The following is a 14,701-nucleotide window of genomic DNA, read 5'->3' as shown; positions in this document are numbered from 1 at the left end:
CCCTAGCCCACATCCGTCCGGCCGCGCCGGTCATAGCGCAGATTGGCGTAAAGCACGTGGTTGCGCCAGCGCCCGTTGATCTGCAGGTAGGATTGCGCGACGCCCTCGTATTTGAAGCCGACCTTCTCCAACACCCCGCGCGAGGCGGCATTTTCAGGCAGGCAGGCGGCCTCTAGGCGGCTCAGGTCCAGCACGCCGAAGGCATAATCCACCACCGCCTGCAGCGCCTCGCGCATATAGCCTTGCCGGGCATAGCGCGCGCCCACCCAATAGCCGAGCGTCGCCGCCTGCGCCGGTCCGCGCCGGATATTGTCGAGCGTGATCGCCCCCAGCACCCGCGCATCTTGCTGCCGGATCAGGAAAAACGGCACCGCCGTGCCCGCGCTCTCGGCGCGCTGCGCCCAATAGACCCGGTTGGTGAAGGACTTGCGGCCAAGGTGATCGGCCGACCAGGCCGGCTCCCAGGGCGTCAAAAACGCCTGACTTTCCTCGCGCAGCCGCGCCCAGTCGGTGTAATCGGAATGCATCGGCAGGCGCAGCAGCATCCGCGCTGTCTCGATCTTGGGCCTGCGACGACGCGAGAGCATCAGACCGAGAGCCTCCCGCGCAACGCCTCCAGATCGGGGGCGGCCTGCACCGGCCCATAAAGCGCCAGCGCCGCATGCCCCTGCCCCGCCAGCCGCGCGGCATAGTCGCGCACGGCATCGCGGCTGACCGCGTCGATCTTCTCCGAGGCCTCATCAAGGCCCGGCACACGCCCCCAGATCGCGAGGTTCCGCGCCATCCGCTCGGCCCGCGACGAGGCGCTTTCGAGCCCCATCAACAGCCCCGCCTTCATCTGCGTGCGGGCGCGGGCAACCTCGGCCTCGCTCATGTCCTCGGCCGAGCGTTTAAGCTCGTCGATGGTCAGGTTGCACAGCTCGGCCACCTCTTCGCCCGAGGTGCCCGCATAGATCGTCAGCATCCCGGTATCGGCATAGGCCGAGGCCTGCGCGAAGATCGTGTAGCACAGCCCGCGCTCTTCGCGGATCTTCTGGAACAGCCGCGAAGACATGCCGCCCCCCAGCGCCGTGGTAAAAACCTGCGCGGTGTAAAGATCGGGGCAGCGGTAGTTCGGCCCTTCGAAGGCGAGCGCGACATGCGCCTGCTCAAGGCTCTTTTCCTCGCGCCGCTCGCGGCCCAGCCAGCGCGCGGGTTCCGCCACGGGGGCCGCGACGGGCGCCAGATGCCCGAACAGCGCCTCGGCCTGTTTCACCACCGCATCATGATCGACGGCCCCTGCCGCGGACAGGATCATCCGGTTCGGCGCGTAATGCTCGGCAACGAACCCCGAAAGATCGGCGCGACCAAAGCCCGAGACCTTCTCGGCGGGGCCAAGGATGGTGCGGCCCATCGCCTGATCGGGATAGGCGGCCTCTTGCAGCCAGTCGAAAATGATATCGTCGGGCGTGTCGTGCGACTGGCCGATTTCCTGCAAGATCACGTGGCGCTCGACCTCGATCTCGCGCGGGTCGAACACCGGGTTCAGCACGATGTCGGCGATCACATCGAGCGCCAGCGGCAGGTCGCCGCCCAGCACGCGGACGTAATAGGCCGTCATCTCGCGCGAGGTATAGGCGTTGATATAGCCGCCCACATCCTCGATCGCCTCGGCGATCTGCAGCGCCGAGCGGGTCTGCGTGCCCTTGAAGGCCATGTGCTCAAGAAAATGCGCGATGCCGTTCTGCTCGGGGCGCTCGCTGCGCCCGCCAGCCGTCACCCAGACACCGATCGAGGCCGAGGCAAGCCCCGGCATCGCCTCGGTCACGACACGCAAGCCATTCGGCAGTTCGGTCAGCTCGATCACTTGCGGCGACGCTCCCGGATCAGGGTTTCCAGCGCGGCAAGGTCGTTGGGCACGCGAGTCACACGCTCGGGGCGGTCGAACAGGTCGGCCATGCGCGGCGGCAGCGGCGGGCGAATGCCGGTCGCGGCCTCGACAGCGTCGGGGAATTTCGCGGGATGCGCGGTCGAAAGCGTGACCATCGGCACCTCGGGCTGCCGCGCCAGCGCCGCTTCGGCCACGCCGACGCCCACGGCGGTGTGCGGGCAGATCAGCTCGCCGGTTTCCGCCAGCGTGCGCGCGATCACGCCCGAAGTCCCTGCCTCATCGACAGACCCCGAATCGTAGTTCTGCAGCAAGGCCGCCATCGCGTTCTCGGAGACGGTAAAGCTGCCCGCCTCGGACAGCTCGCCCATCAGCGCGGTGATCGCGGCACCGTCCTTGCCATAGGCCCAGAACAGCGCGCGCTCGAAATTCGAGCTGACCTCAATATCCATCGAGGGGCTGATCGAGGGTTTCACGCCGCGTTTCGCATAGGCGCCCTGCTTGATGCAGCGGTCCAGAATGTCGTTCTGGTTGGTGGCGATCACCAGACGCTCGACCGGCAGGCCCATTTCCTTGGCGAGGAAGCCGGCAAAGATGTCACCGAAATTGCCGGTGGGCACGGTGAAGCTGATCTTGCGATGCGGCGCGCCAAGCGCCACGGCGGCGGTGAAGTAATAGACGATCTGCGCCAGCACGCGGGCGAAGTTGATCGAGTTCACGCCCGCCAGACCAACCTCGTCGCGGAAGGTGAAATCGTTGAACATGTCCTTGAGCTTGCCCTGGCAATCGTCGAAATCGCCTTCGAGCGCGAGCGCGTGGACATTGACCTCGGAGGGCGTGGTCATCTGGCGGCGCTGCACTTCCGAAACCCGGCCATGCGGGAACAGAATGAACACATCGACATTGTCGAGGCCGCGGAAGGCCTCGATCGCGGCCGAGCCGGTGTCGCCCGAGGTGGCGCCGACGATGGTGATCTTCTTGCCGTCCCGCGCCAGAGCGATCTGGAACAGCTGCCCGATCACCTGCATCGCGAAATCCTTGAACGCGAGCGTGGGGCCGTGGAACAGTTCGAGCAGGAAATGGTTGGGCGCGAGCTGCACCATCGGCGCGCGCGCGGCATGGCCAAAGCCCGCATAGGCGCGTGCGATCGCGCCGCGCAGCTCCTCTTCCGAGAAGCTTTCACCGCAGAACGGGCGCATCACGCGGTAGGCGACCTCTTCGTAGCTCTGGCCCGCGAGCGCGGCGATCTCGTCGGGGGTGAATTGCGGCACGGTCTCGGGGACGTAAAGGCCGCCGTCGCGGGCCAGCCCCGTCATCATCGCTTCCGAGAAGGTCAGGACGGGGGCGGTCCCCCGGGTCGAGATATAGCGCATGGGTATCCTCAGATCTGTTGCCGCCTGATACGCCACAAAAGCGCCAATGTCATTACCGCCCAGACCAGCGCCAGCGAAAACCATGTAATCGCGTAATTGAGGTGGTCATTGGGGATGCCGGTGATCGCGATCGGCTGCGGCGTGACGCCCTGGGTATCGCCCTCGATGCGGGCGGCGACGATCAGGATCGGCTCGGTGCCCATGTGGGCGGCGATGGCGGGCACGTCGCGGGCAAAATGGATGCCGGTCTTGGGATCGGGCGGCGGGGTGAAGCTGTCGGCCTCTTCGGGCCAGTGCAGGTTGCCCGTGACGATCATCGCGGTGGCGGGGCGGTCGCCCATGCGGGTGGCCTCGGGGAGGAAGCCGCGATCGACGAGCACGCGGCGGCCCTCGCCGGTCTCGAAGGCCGAAATCACCTGATAGCCCGCGCCCACGCCCTTTTGCCCCGACAAGACCAGAACCTCTTGCCCGGTGGTCGCGCCGACCAGCACGACAGGCGTGTATTTCAGCTCGCGCGTGTCGGTGCCTTCGGGCGGCAATTCGACCGGCGCACCCGAAATCCGCGCCTCAATCTCATCCAGCATGGCGCGTTTCCACTCCAGCCGGTCAAGCTGCCAGAAGCCGAGCCAGAGCAGGATCGCGCAGCCGCCAATGCCGAGGATCAGGGGAAACAGGTAACGGGTCATCGGGCCTCCGAAAAAAGATCGGCGCGAGGGTCACCCCCCGCGCCGGTTCGCGCGTTTGCCTTGGCGGGGGCGCGTTACGCGCTGCCCCAGATATAGATCGAAGCAAAGAGGAACAGCCAGACCACATCGACGAAGTGCCAGTACCAGGCGGCGGCCTCGAACCCGATGTGATTTTCCTGGGTCATCTGGCCCTTCAGGATGCGGATCAGGCAGATCAGCAGGAAGATCGTGCCAATGATCACGTGCAGACCGTGGAAGCCCGTCGCCATGAAGAAGTTGGCGCCATAGATGTTGCCGGCAAAGCCGAATTGCGCGTGGCTGTATTCATAGACCTGGAAGCAGGTGAACAGCGCGCCCAGCATCACCGTCAGGATCAGGCCGTTCTTGACGTCCTGGCGGTTGTTCTCATGGACCAGCGCGTGGTGCGCCCAGGTCAGGGTAACGCCCGACAGAAGCAGGATCACGGTGTTGATCAGCGGCAGGTGCCAGGGGTCGAAGGTCTCGATGCCAGCAGGCGGCCACTGGCCATCGACGGCCGGGCTGAGCGGGCCCATCGGGTACATGGCGTGCTTGAAGAAGCTCCAGAACCAGGCCGAGAAGAACATCACCTCGGACATGATGAACAGGATGAAGCCATAGCGCAGGCCGATGCGCACGACCGGCGTATGGTCGCCCGTCTCGCCTTCATGCACCACGTCCGACCACCAGCCGTACATGCAGTAGAGCACCACCAGAAGCCCGGCGAAGAAGATCATCGGGGTGACGTCCTGCATCCACATCACCGCCCCGAAGAGCATGACGAAGGCGCCGACGGCACTCAGCATGGGCCAGATGGACGGCGCGAGGATATGATAGTCGTGGTTCTTTGCGTGTGCCATTTTCCAGTCCCTGTTGGCCTCAGTTGACACTCACCCGCGCAGGCGTGGCCAAGGCGGCCTGCTGTTCGGGCAAATCGGTTTCGAAGAAGGTGTAAGACAACGTGATCTGCCGGATATGGCCGGCATCGCGGTCGGTGACGATTTCGGGATCGACGAAGAAGCTGACGGGCATTTCCACCCGCTCGCCCGGCGCGAGCACCTGCTCGGTGAAGCAGAAGCACTCGATCTTGTCGAAGAAGCCCCCCGCCAGATCCGGCGAGACATTGTAGCTGGCCGTGCCCGCGATCGGGCGATCGGTCGGATTGTAGGCCTCGTAATAGGCCAGCCCGGTTTCCCCGATCCGCAGCTTCATCTCGTTCTGCATCGGGCGGAATTCCCAGGGCATGTCGCGTTCCTTGTTCGCGACGAAGCGCACGGTGACGGTCTCGTCGAGGATCACGTCCGAACCCGCCTCAGCCACCTGCGTGGTGCCGGCAAAGCCCGTGGTGCGGCAGAACCAGTCATAGAAGGGCACCGCCGCCCATGCGCCCGCGCCCATGATCAGGATCACCCCGATCAGGCGGATAACGATGCGCTTGTTGGCGGCGTCGTTGCTCATTGCTTGGGCGCCTCCGCCGGCAGGAGCGTGACGCGCGGCTGGTGATCGAAGGCCTCGAGCGTGCTGCCGGTCTTGGCCTTGACGATGGTCAGGCCGAACACCAGCGCCGCAAAGGCCACCAGCACGAAGCCCAGCCCCATGTTGCGCGAGAAACGCGCGCGATGCATGTCGCTGTCGCGGGTGATCGCCATGTTACCAGCCTCCAAGTTCGAAATATTTCAGCCCGGCCTCGGCCAAAAGCGCCGCGAAATGGCCGAAGAGATACAGCAGCGAAAAGTAGAAGAAACGTTTCTCGCGCGCATAGCGGTCGTCGAGCGCCACCTCTTCGTCGCGGCGCCACAGCCCCACCGCGCCCTTGATGAACAACGCGTTCAGCGCCAGCGCGACGGCCAGGTAGACCGGCCCCCCGATCGAGGTGAACGCCGTGCCGATCGCCACCGGCGCCAGCACCAGCGTGTAGATCAGGATCTGCAGGCGGGTGACGCGGCGGCCATGGGTGACCGTCAGCATCGGCACGCCTGCGTTGGAGTAATCCTCTTTCATGAACAGCGCGAGCGACCAGAAATGCGGCGGCGTCCAGAGGAAGATGATCGCGAACATGGCGATCGATTCGAGGCTGATCGAGCCGGTGGCAACCGCCCAGCCGATCATCGGCGGGAAGGCCCCCGCGGCGCCGCCGATCACGATGTTCTGCGGCGTCGAACGCTTGAGCCACATCGTGTAGACCACGGCATAGAAGAAGATGGTGAAGGCGAGGAAGAGCCCCGAGAACAGGTTCGAGGCCAGCGCCAGCATGACGCAGGAAATCCCCGCCAGCGCGAGGCCGAAGCCCAGCGCCTCGCCCTCGGTGATCCGGCCTGCGGGAATCGGGCGGCCCTTGGTGCGGCGCATCACGCGGTCGATATCGGCGTCATACCACATGTTCAGCGCGCCCGAGGCACCACCGCCCAGCGCGATGAACAGGATCGCGGTGAAGGCGACGAACGGATGCACCGGCACCGGCGCGACCACCAGCCCGACAAAGGCGGTGAACACGACCAGCGACATCACGCGGGGCTTCAGCAGGGCGACGAAATCGCCGAACTGGGCCTCGTTCTGCCGTTCGAGATAGCTGATGTCGCTCATCGCGCGCCCTCCCCGGCCGGCCTCAGTTCGAGGCCAGCTTCAGGCTCGGCTTGCCCGAGGCGTCGGCAACGATCTCTTCGCCCGAGGGGAAGCCCGCCTTGGCACGCTCGAGCCACAGGGCATAGGTCTCTTCCGAAACCACTTTGACCACGATCGGCATGTAGGCATGGTTGATGCCGCACAGTTCCGAGCACTGGCCGAAATAGACGCCCTCTTTCTCGGTGTTGAACCAGAGCTGCGCGGTGCGGCCCGGAACGGCGTCCTGCTTCACGGCGAAGGCGGGAATGGTCCAGCTGTGGATCACATCGGCGGCAGTGACGTTGATCACTACGGTCTTGCCGACCGGCAGCACCACGGCATTGTCCGCCGCCAGCAGGTATTCGTCGGGCGCATAGCCATGCGCGGCCAGTTCCTCGCGGGGCAGCATCAGCGCGTCGAAGGCGATGTCTTCGTCGGCATATTCATAGCCCCAGTACCACTGGTAGCCGATCGCCTTCAGCGTGATGTCGGCCTCGGGCATCTCTTGCTGACGCGCCAGCGTCGGCAGCGAGTAGGACCCCACCACGATCAGGATCAGGATCGGAATGATCGTCCAGGCCAGTTCGAGCGGCTGGTTGTGCGTGAACCGCGCCGGAACCTTGTTGGCCCGCTTGTTGTAGCGCACCATCACATAGACCAGCAGCACGACCACGAAGATCGTGATCACGGTGATGATGTTGAGCAGCATGCCGTCCAGCCATTGCTGGCTGTGGGCCAGTTCGGACGACGCCGGCTGGAAGCCGAGCGCGCCATCTTTCGGCTTACCGATGACCGGCAGCCCCTTGATCATGTCCTGAGCCAAAGCCTCACCGGCAATCAGAGCCGATGCAGAAGCGGCCGCAAAAATGCGGCTGAGTTTCGCGAAGCGCATTCTCATATTTCCCGTTCCCTGTAGGCGGCTCTCCCTGCCGCCGCACCCGCGCCCTGGCGCTTCCCTTCGCCCGGACGGAATGTCTATATGTATTTTGAAAACACATTAGGAATGGCCGGGCAAGCAAAAGGTGCGACATTCTGTCACTTTTTGCCAAAGCCCCCACAACAGCCGGGATAACCACATGAGCGAAAGCCGCTTTCAACCGTTCGAAACCCAGCTCGATCAAGAGGCCGCGCTGGCGCATCTGCGTGTGGCCACGGCGGGGGCGGAGGATGGCGAGCTGTTCCTCGAACGCCGCCGTTCCGAGGCCTTGGTCTTCGACGATGGCCGGATCAAGACCGCCTCTTACGATGCCTCCGAGGGATTCGGCCTGCGCGCGGTCAAGGGCGAGGTCGCGGGCTATGCGCATTCGACCGAGATCTCCGAGGCCGCGCTTAAACGCGCCGTCGATACCGCGCGGCTGGCCGTGGGTGACGGTGGCGGCATGATGGCGCCCCCGCCCGCGCGCACCAACCGCCACCTGTATGGCGAGGCCGACCCGATGGGGGATGCGCCCTTTGCCGCGAAAATCGACATCCTGCGCGAGATCGACGCCTATACCCGCGCCCTCGACAAGCGCGTGGTGCAGGTTTCGGCCTCAATCGCCGCCTCGCTGCAAGAGGTGTTCATCCTGCGCCCCGAAGGCGGTCTGGTCTCCGACATCCGGCCGATGGCGCGACTCAATGTCAGCGTGATCGTCGAGGAAAACGGTCGGCGCGAATCCGGCGGTCATGGCGGCGGCGGTCGTTTTGGCCTGACCGGGCTGATCGAGCCCGATTTCTGGCAGCCCGCCGCGCGCGAAGCCCTGCGCATCGCACTGGTGAACCTGCGCGCCGAGCCCGCGCCTGCGGGCGAATTCGACGTGGTTCTGGGCCCGGGCTGGCCCGGCGTGCTCTTGCACGAGGCGGTCGGTCACGGGCTCGAAGGCGATTTCAACCGCAAGAAATCCTCGGCCTTCGCCGGGCTGATGGGCCAGCAGGTCGCGGCCAAGGGCGTGACGGTGCTGGATGACGGCACCATCCCCGACCGTCGCGGTTCGATCACCGTCGATGACGAGGGCACCCCCTCGGGGCGCAATGTGCTGATCGAGGACGGCGTGCTCGTGGGCTATATGCAAGACCGCCAGAACGCGCGGCTGATGGGTGTGGCCCCCACCGGCAACGGGCGGCGCGAAAGCTATGCCCATGCGCCGATGCCGCGAATGACCAACACCTACATGCTCGGCGGCGATGCCGAGCCCGAGGCGATTCTGCGCGACCTCAAGGACGGGATCTATGCCGTGGGCTTCGGCGGCGGACAGGTCGACATCACCAATGGCAAGTTCGTCTTCAACTGCACCGAGGCCTATCGCGTCAAAAACGGCATCGTCGGCGCCCCGATCCGCGGCGCCACCCTGATCGGCGACGGCCCCACCGCGATGCGCAAGATCCGCGCTATCGGCAATGACATGGCGCTGGACCCGGGCATCGGCAATTGCGGCAAGCAGGGCCAATGGGTGCCCGTCGGCGTCGGTCAACCGACCCTGATGATCGGCGGCATCACCATCGGCGGCTCGGCCGCCTGACCGTCCGGTTTCTTCTTGGCCCAATACGCCGGGGGTGAGGGGGCAGCGCCCCCTCTCCTTACGCCATTCGCCTCGCGCGAAAATTCCTCGCATTCGCCCGATTCCGGTAACCTCCTGTTAACGAAGAACAGGGTAAACAGGATGGGCGATTGAGGCGGAGGACCGGATGAAAACAGATTTGTTTTCCCTTCCCACCCCCTTCACCCCACCCACCACGGAAGAAGATGAACTGTCGGTTCTTCGTCTCATTCGCTCGCGCCGCGTGGGGCCGGCCACTTTCAAGCGTTTGATCCATGAACAGGGCTCTGCCCGCGCCGCATTGGCGGCCCTGCCGGAAATCGCCCGCGCCGCAGGCGTGTCCGGTTACGAAATCTGCCCCGAAGGCGTTGCCATGGCCGAGCTGCGCGCGGGCCAGCGCGCGGGGGCGCAACTCTTGTGCTATGGCGGCGCGGGTTATCCGCCCGAGCTGATCGACCTGCCCGATCCGCCCGCGGTGCTTTGGGCCCTGGGCGATCTTTCCCTGCTGCAGAAACCACGCCTCGCGCTGGTGGGCGCGCGCAACGCCTCGTCTCTGGGCGGGCGGATGACGCGGGCCTTGGCGCATGATCTGGGCGCGGCGGGGTATGCGATCGTCTCGGGGCTCGCGCGCGGCATCGACGCGATGGCGCATGAGGCCGCACTTGAAACCGGCACGATCGGCGTGCAGGCGGGCGGGATCGACGTGATCTATCCGCTGGAAAACACGGCTCTGGCCGAGAAGATGGCCACGCGCGGGCTTCGGCTGGCCGAAAATCCGCCCGGCACGCAGCCGCAAGCGCGCCATTTCCCGCAACGCAATCGGATCATCTCGGGGCTGGCGCAGGCGGTGATCGTGGTCGAGGCGGCGCTGCGTTCGGGCAGCCTGATTACCGCGCGCGCGGCCCTCGAACAGGGGCGCGAGGTGATGGCGGTGCCGGGCCACCCGTTCGACGGGCGCGCGGGCGGCTGCAACGCGCTGATCCGAGACGGCGCGCTACTGGTGCGCGGCGCCGAGGATGTTCTGGCAGGTCTGGGCGGGCCGCCCGCTCGCGTTCCGCCCCCTCGCATTCCGCAAGGCGATTCCGCTCCGCCCAAAAGCGCGCCCACCCTACAGCCGCAACATTCCGAGCAACCGCTGGCCCTGCGGTTGCTGTCCCTGCTTGGCCCGAGCCCAAGTACCGAGGACCAGTTGATCCGCGATCTCGGCGCCGACCCGGCGGCGGTTGCGCGGACGCTGCTCGCGCTGGAGCTCGACGGGCAGGTGCAGCGTCACCCCGGAGGGCTGCTGAGCCGATCCTGACCGAGAGGCCTGCGCCCACCGCGCCCGGACCGGAACGCGGCAAAACCGCCAAATCCAGAGCCTCCATTGACTTCGGCGCGCTTCACCCACATGTTCCGCGCCCAAAGCTTTGCCCGATTTGTTGGAAGGAAAGTCATGGCCGTCGTCGTTGTCGAGTCCCCCGCCAAGGCCAAAACCATCAACAAATACCTTGGGTCCGACTACACGGTGCTTGCCTCGTTCGGCCATGTCCGCGACCTGCCGCCCAAGGATGGCTCGGTCGATCCCGAGGACGATTTCGCCATGAAATGGGAAGTCGCGAGCGACTCGAAGAAGCATATCAAGGCAATTACCGACGCGCTGAAGGACGATGACACGCTGATCCTCGCTACCGACCCTGATCGCGAGGGGGAGGCGATTTCGTGGCACCTCGAACAGGCGCTGGAAAAGAAGCTGAAGGGCAAGAACGTCAGCCGCGTGACCTTCAACGCGATCACCAAGACCGCGATCACCGAGGCGATGAAACACCCGCGCAAGGTCGATTCGGCGCTGGTCGAGGCCTATCTGGCGCGCCGCGCGCTCGATTACCTCGTGGGGTTCAACCTCTCGCCGGTGCTCTGGCGCAAGCTGCCAGGCGCGAAATCGGCGGGCCGGGTGCAGTCGGTCTGCCTGCGCCTGATTGTCGAGCGCGAGATGGAGATCGAGGCCTTCCGCGCGCAGGAATACTGGACCGTCACCGCCAAGCTCGAAACCCCGCGCGGGCAGGGCTTTGAGGCGCGGCTCACGGTGCTGGGCGGCAAGAAGCTCGAGAAATTCGACCTCGCCAATGAAACCGCGGCCGAGCTGGCGGTGCATGCGGTGAATTCGCGCGATCTCTTCGTGCAATCGGTCGAGGCCAAGCCCGCCAGCCGCAACCCCTGGGCGCCCTTCATGACCTCGACCTTGCAGCAGGAAGCCAGCCGCAAGTTCGGCATGGGCGCCAAGGCCTGCATGTCGGCGGCGCAGCGGCTCTATGAAGCGGGCTACATCACCTACATGCGAACCGACGGCATCGACATGGCGCCCGAGGCGGTGATGGCCGCGCGCGACGAGATCAAGCGTCGCTTCGGCGAGGATTACGTGCCCGCAAGCCCGCGCATGTACAAGAACAAGGCCAAGAACGCGCAGGAAGCGCACGAATGTATCCGCCCCACCGACATGTCGGCCGGCCCCGAAAAGCTAAAGCTCGCCGATGACCAGTGGAAGCTTTACGACCTGATCTGGAAGCGCACCATCGCCAGCCAGATGGCCGCCGCGCGGATGGAGCGCACCGTGGTCGACATCGCCTCGAAAGACGGCGAGGTCGTGCTGCGCGCGAATGGTCAAGTGGTGACGTTTGACGGCTTCCTGAAGGTCTACGACCAGGGCCGCGACGATGATGAGGGCGAGGATGGCGCGCGCCTGCCGCAGCTGATGCAGGGCGAGGGCGCCAAGAAGAACACCGTCACCCCCGAGCAGCATTTCACCCAGCCGCCGCCGCACTACACCGAGGCGACGCTGGTCAAGCGCATGGAAGAACTGGGGATCGGGCGCCCCTCGACCTATGCCTCGATCGTCACCACGATCCAGGACCGCGGCTATGTCCGCAAAGACAAGAACCGGCTGTTCCCCGAAGATACCGGGCGGCTGGTGACGGCCTTCCTGAGCAATTATTTCCGCCGCTACGTGGAATATGATTTCACCGCCGATCTTGAGGATCAGCTCGATGACATCTCGGCGGGCGATCGCGATTACAAGGATGTGCTGGCGCGCTTCTGGCGCGATTTCTCGGCCGCCCTGGGCGAAACCGCCGATCTGCGCATCGGCGAGGTGCTGGAAAAGATCGACGAGGTTCTCGGCCCGCATCTCTATCCGCCGCGCGCCGATGGTGGCGATCCGCGCGAATGCCCGTCCTGCCATGCCGGGCGGCTGAGCCTGAAAACGGCGCGCTCGGGCGGGGCCTTTATCGGCTGCTCGAATTATCCCGAATGCCGGTTCACCCGCCCGCTTTCCGCCCCCGATGGCGACAGCGAGACCGCCGCGCTCGATGGCAAGGTGCTGGGCGAGCAGGAGGGCGAGGCGATCACGCTGCGCATCGGCCGCTTTGGCCCCTATGTGCAGAAGGGCGAGGCAACCGCCGAGGTGCCGAAACCGCCGCGCGCCTCGCTGCCCAAGGGCTGGGCGCCCGAGGCGCTGGATCTTGACCGTGCGCTGCAACTGCTGAGCCTGCCGCGCGTGATCGGGCCGCATCCCGAGGATGGCGCGCAGGTTGAAACCAATCTCGGTCGCTTCGGGCCCTATGTGAAGTGGAACAAGACCTACGCCAACCTGCCCGACGCCGAAGAGGTGTTCACCATCGGCATGAATCGCGCGGTCGAGCTCTTGGCGCAGAAACTGGCGCGCGGCCCGGGGCGGGGCGCTGCCGCGCAACCGCTGAAAGAGCTGGGCGAGCACCCCGATGGTGGCCCCGTGCAGGTGATGCCCGGCCGCTATGGGCCCTATGTGAAATGGGCCAAGGTCAACGCGACGCTGCCCAAGGATGTGGCCCCCGAAGAGGTCACGCTGGAGCAGGCGCTGGAGCTGATCGCAGCCAAGGCCTCGAAGGGCGGCAAGAAGGCCGCGCCGAAAAAAGCCGCAGCCAAGAAGCCGGCCGCCAAGAAACCCGCGGCGAAAAAGGCCGCGCCCAAAACCACGGCAAAGAAAGCTGCGGCAAAGGCGCCCAAGGCCGAAAAATAACGGGTTAGCGGCCCCGCGCGCCATCGCGGGGCTTGCTTTATCGGTTCCGCCGCGTAACGTGATGCGCCGATGCCGCATCGCGGCGATTGACAGGGCGCCCCCGGCCCGACAGAATTAATTGAACAAGCGTTCAGTGGAGGAAGAACATGAACAAGGTTTATCCGTCGGCGTCTTCGGCCCTTGAGGGTCTGTTGCGCGACGGCATGCTGATTGCGGCGGGGGGCTTTGGCCTCTGCGGCATCCCCGAGCTTCTGATCGACGCAGTCGTGGAAAGCGGCGTCAAGGATCTGACCATTGCCTCGAACAACTGCGGCGTGGACGGGTTCGGCCTTGGCAAGCTGCTCGACACCAAGCAGATCAAAAAGATGATGTCGTCCTACGTGGGCGAGAACGCGGAATTCATGCGTCAGTTCCTCTCGGGCGAGCTTGAGCTGGAATTCAACCCGCAGGGCACGCTGGCCGAGCGCATGCGCGCCGGCGGCGCGGGCATCCCGGGCTTCTACACCAAGACCGGCGTGGGCACCGTGATCGCCGAGGGCAAGGACACCAAGGTCTTCAACGGCCAGGAATACATCATGGAAGAGGGCATCTTCGCCGATCTCTCCATCGTCAAGGCCTGGAAAGCCGACGCCTCGGGCAACGCGATCTTCCGCAAGACCGCGCGCAACTTCAACCCGCCGGCGGCGATGTGCGGCAAGATCTGCGTGATGGAAGTCGAGGAAATCGTGCCGGTGGGCGCGCTTGACCCCGACCACATCCACCTGCCCGGCATCTATGTGCACCGCGTGATCCAGGGCGCGCACGAGAAACGCATCGAACAGCGCACCGTGCGCAAGCGGGAGGCCTAATCCATGTGGGATCGCAACCAAATGGCGGCGCGCGCCGCGAAAGAGCTGCAGAACGGCACCTATGTGAACCTCGGCATCGGCATCCCGACGCTGGTTCCGAACTTCATCCCCGAGGGGGTCGAGGTCGTGCTGCAATCGGAAAACGGCATGCTCGGCATGGGCCCCTTCCCCTATGAGGGCGACGAGGACCCGGACCTGATCAACGCCGGTAAGCAGACCATCACCGAACTGCCGGTGACCAGCTATTTCGACAGCGCGCAAAGCTTCGGCATGATCCGCGGCGGCAAGATCGCGATGGCGATCCTGGGCGCGATGGAAGTCGCCGAGAACGGCGACCTGGCGAACTGGATGATCCCGGGCAAGCTGGTCAAGGGCATGGGCGGCGCGATGGACCTCGTCGCCGGCGTCGGACGCGTCGTCGTGGTGATGGATCACACCAACAAGCACGGCGAGTCGAAGGTGCTCAAGGCCTGCACGCTGCCGCTGACCGGCAAGGCGGTGGTCAACCGCATCATCACCAATCTCGGCGTGATGGATGTGGTCGAGGGCGGCCTCAAGCTCGTCGAACTGGCCGATGGCGTCTCCGAAGAAGACTTCCGAGCCGCAACCGAGGCAACCCTGGTCAACTGATCCACCCGATCCCCGAAAGGCCCCGCCACCCGCGCGGGGCCTTTTTTCTTTGGCTTTCATTGAGCCCCAAATACTCCGGGGGAGTCCGCATCAGCGGACGGGGGCAGCGCCCCCAAAATGGCGCGCCAT

The 14,701-nt window shown here is 65.3% G+C and carries 14 protein-coding genes; 5 read left to right on the top strand and 9 right to left on the bottom strand.

From position 1 onward, the window contains the following. Positions 1–2: 2 nt before the first annotated feature. The 9 genes from CLN94_RS00600 to coxB form a co-directional block, all read right to left on the bottom strand. Positions 3–587: a GNAT family N-acetyltransferase gene (locus CLN94_RS00600; protein WP_096429964.1), complete on the bottom strand. Its 585-nt coding sequence runs from the start codon at positions 585–587 to the stop codon at positions 3–5. Further along, positions 587–1,846, bottom strand: a complete 1,260-nt coding sequence (locus CLN94_RS00595; protein WP_096429962.1) for a M16 family metallopeptidase — start codon at positions 1,844–1,846, stop codon at positions 587–589. The genes CLN94_RS00600 and CLN94_RS00595 overlap by 1 nt, the downstream gene beginning before the upstream one ends. After that, positions 1,843–3,240: a threonine synthase gene (gene thrC, locus CLN94_RS00590; protein ID WP_096429960.1), complete on the bottom strand. Its 1,398-nt coding sequence runs from the start codon at positions 3,238–3,240 to the stop codon at positions 1,843–1,845. Before thrC ends, CLN94_RS00595 begins: the two co-directional genes overlap by 4 nt. A gap of 8 nt (positions 3,241–3,248) precedes the next feature. Next, complete coding sequence (locus tag CLN94_RS00585) at positions 3,249–3,926, bottom strand: SURF1 family protein (protein ID WP_096429958.1); 678 nt, start codon at positions 3,924–3,926, stop codon at positions 3,249–3,251. 74 nt (positions 3,927–4,000) lie between these two features. Beyond that, positions 4,001–4,804: a cytochrome c oxidase subunit 3 gene (locus tag CLN94_RS00580; RefSeq protein WP_096429956.1), complete on the bottom strand. Its 804-nt coding sequence runs from the start codon at positions 4,802–4,804 to the stop codon at positions 4,001–4,003. Between the two features lie 19 nt (positions 4,805–4,823). Then, complete coding sequence (locus CLN94_RS00575; RefSeq protein ID WP_096429954.1) at positions 4,824–5,402, bottom strand: cytochrome c oxidase assembly protein; 579 nt, start codon at positions 5,400–5,402, stop codon at positions 4,824–4,826. After that, positions 5,399–5,593, bottom strand: a complete 195-nt coding sequence (locus CLN94_RS00570) for a hypothetical protein (protein ID WP_179300193.1) — start codon at positions 5,591–5,593, stop codon at positions 5,399–5,401. The genes CLN94_RS00575 and CLN94_RS00570 overlap by 4 nt, the downstream gene beginning before the upstream one ends. Position 5,594: 1 nt before the next feature. After that, complete coding sequence (gene cyoE / locus CLN94_RS00565) at positions 5,595–6,527, bottom strand: heme o synthase (protein ID WP_096429951.1); 933 nt, start codon at positions 6,525–6,527, stop codon at positions 5,595–5,597. A gap of 22 nt (positions 6,528–6,549) precedes the next feature. After that, complete coding sequence (coxB, locus tag CLN94_RS00560; RefSeq protein ID WP_179300192.1) at positions 6,550–7,437, bottom strand: cytochrome c oxidase subunit II; 888 nt, start codon at positions 7,435–7,437, stop codon at positions 6,550–6,552. A gap of 184 nt (positions 7,438–7,621) precedes the next feature. On the opposite strand from coxB, the gene tldD reads away from it, so the two are divergent. From tldD to CLN94_RS00535, 5 genes are all read left to right on the top strand, one after another. After that, positions 7,622–9,043 carry a metalloprotease TldD gene (gene tldD, locus CLN94_RS00555; RefSeq protein ID WP_096429947.1) on the top strand — a complete coding sequence of 474 codons (1,422 nt, stop codon included), beginning with the start codon at positions 7,622–7,624 and terminating at the stop codon, positions 9,041–9,043. Between the two features lie 166 nt (positions 9,044–9,209). Beyond that, positions 9,210–10,361, top strand: coding sequence for a DNA-processing protein DprA (gene dprA / locus CLN94_RS00550; protein ID WP_096429945.1), 1,152 nt, complete (start codon positions 9,210–9,212; stop codon positions 10,359–10,361). 135 nt (positions 10,362–10,496) lie between these two features. Then, entirely contained in the window at positions 10,497–13,094 is a 2,598-nt protein-coding gene (gene topA, locus CLN94_RS00545; protein WP_096429943.1) for a type I DNA topoisomerase, read from the top strand. A gap of 146 nt (positions 13,095–13,240) precedes the next feature. Further along, entirely contained in the window at positions 13,241–13,942 is a 702-nt protein-coding gene (locus tag CLN94_RS00540; RefSeq protein ID WP_096429941.1) for a CoA transferase subunit A, read from the top strand. A gap of 3 nt (positions 13,943–13,945) precedes the next feature. Next, positions 13,946–14,572 (top strand): 3-oxoacid CoA-transferase subunit B, encoded by a 627-nt coding sequence (locus tag CLN94_RS00535; RefSeq protein WP_096429939.1) that lies wholly within the window; start codon positions 13,946–13,948, stop codon positions 14,570–14,572. Positions 14,573–14,701: the final 129 nt, after the last annotated feature.

It is taken from the genome of Pseudothioclava arenosa, from assembly GCF_002358085.1.
Classification (GTDB): Bacteria; Pseudomonadota; Alphaproteobacteria; order Rhodobacterales; family Rhodobacteraceae; genus Pseudothioclava; species Pseudothioclava arenosa.
This window is presented reverse-complemented; position numbering and strand designations above follow the sequence as displayed.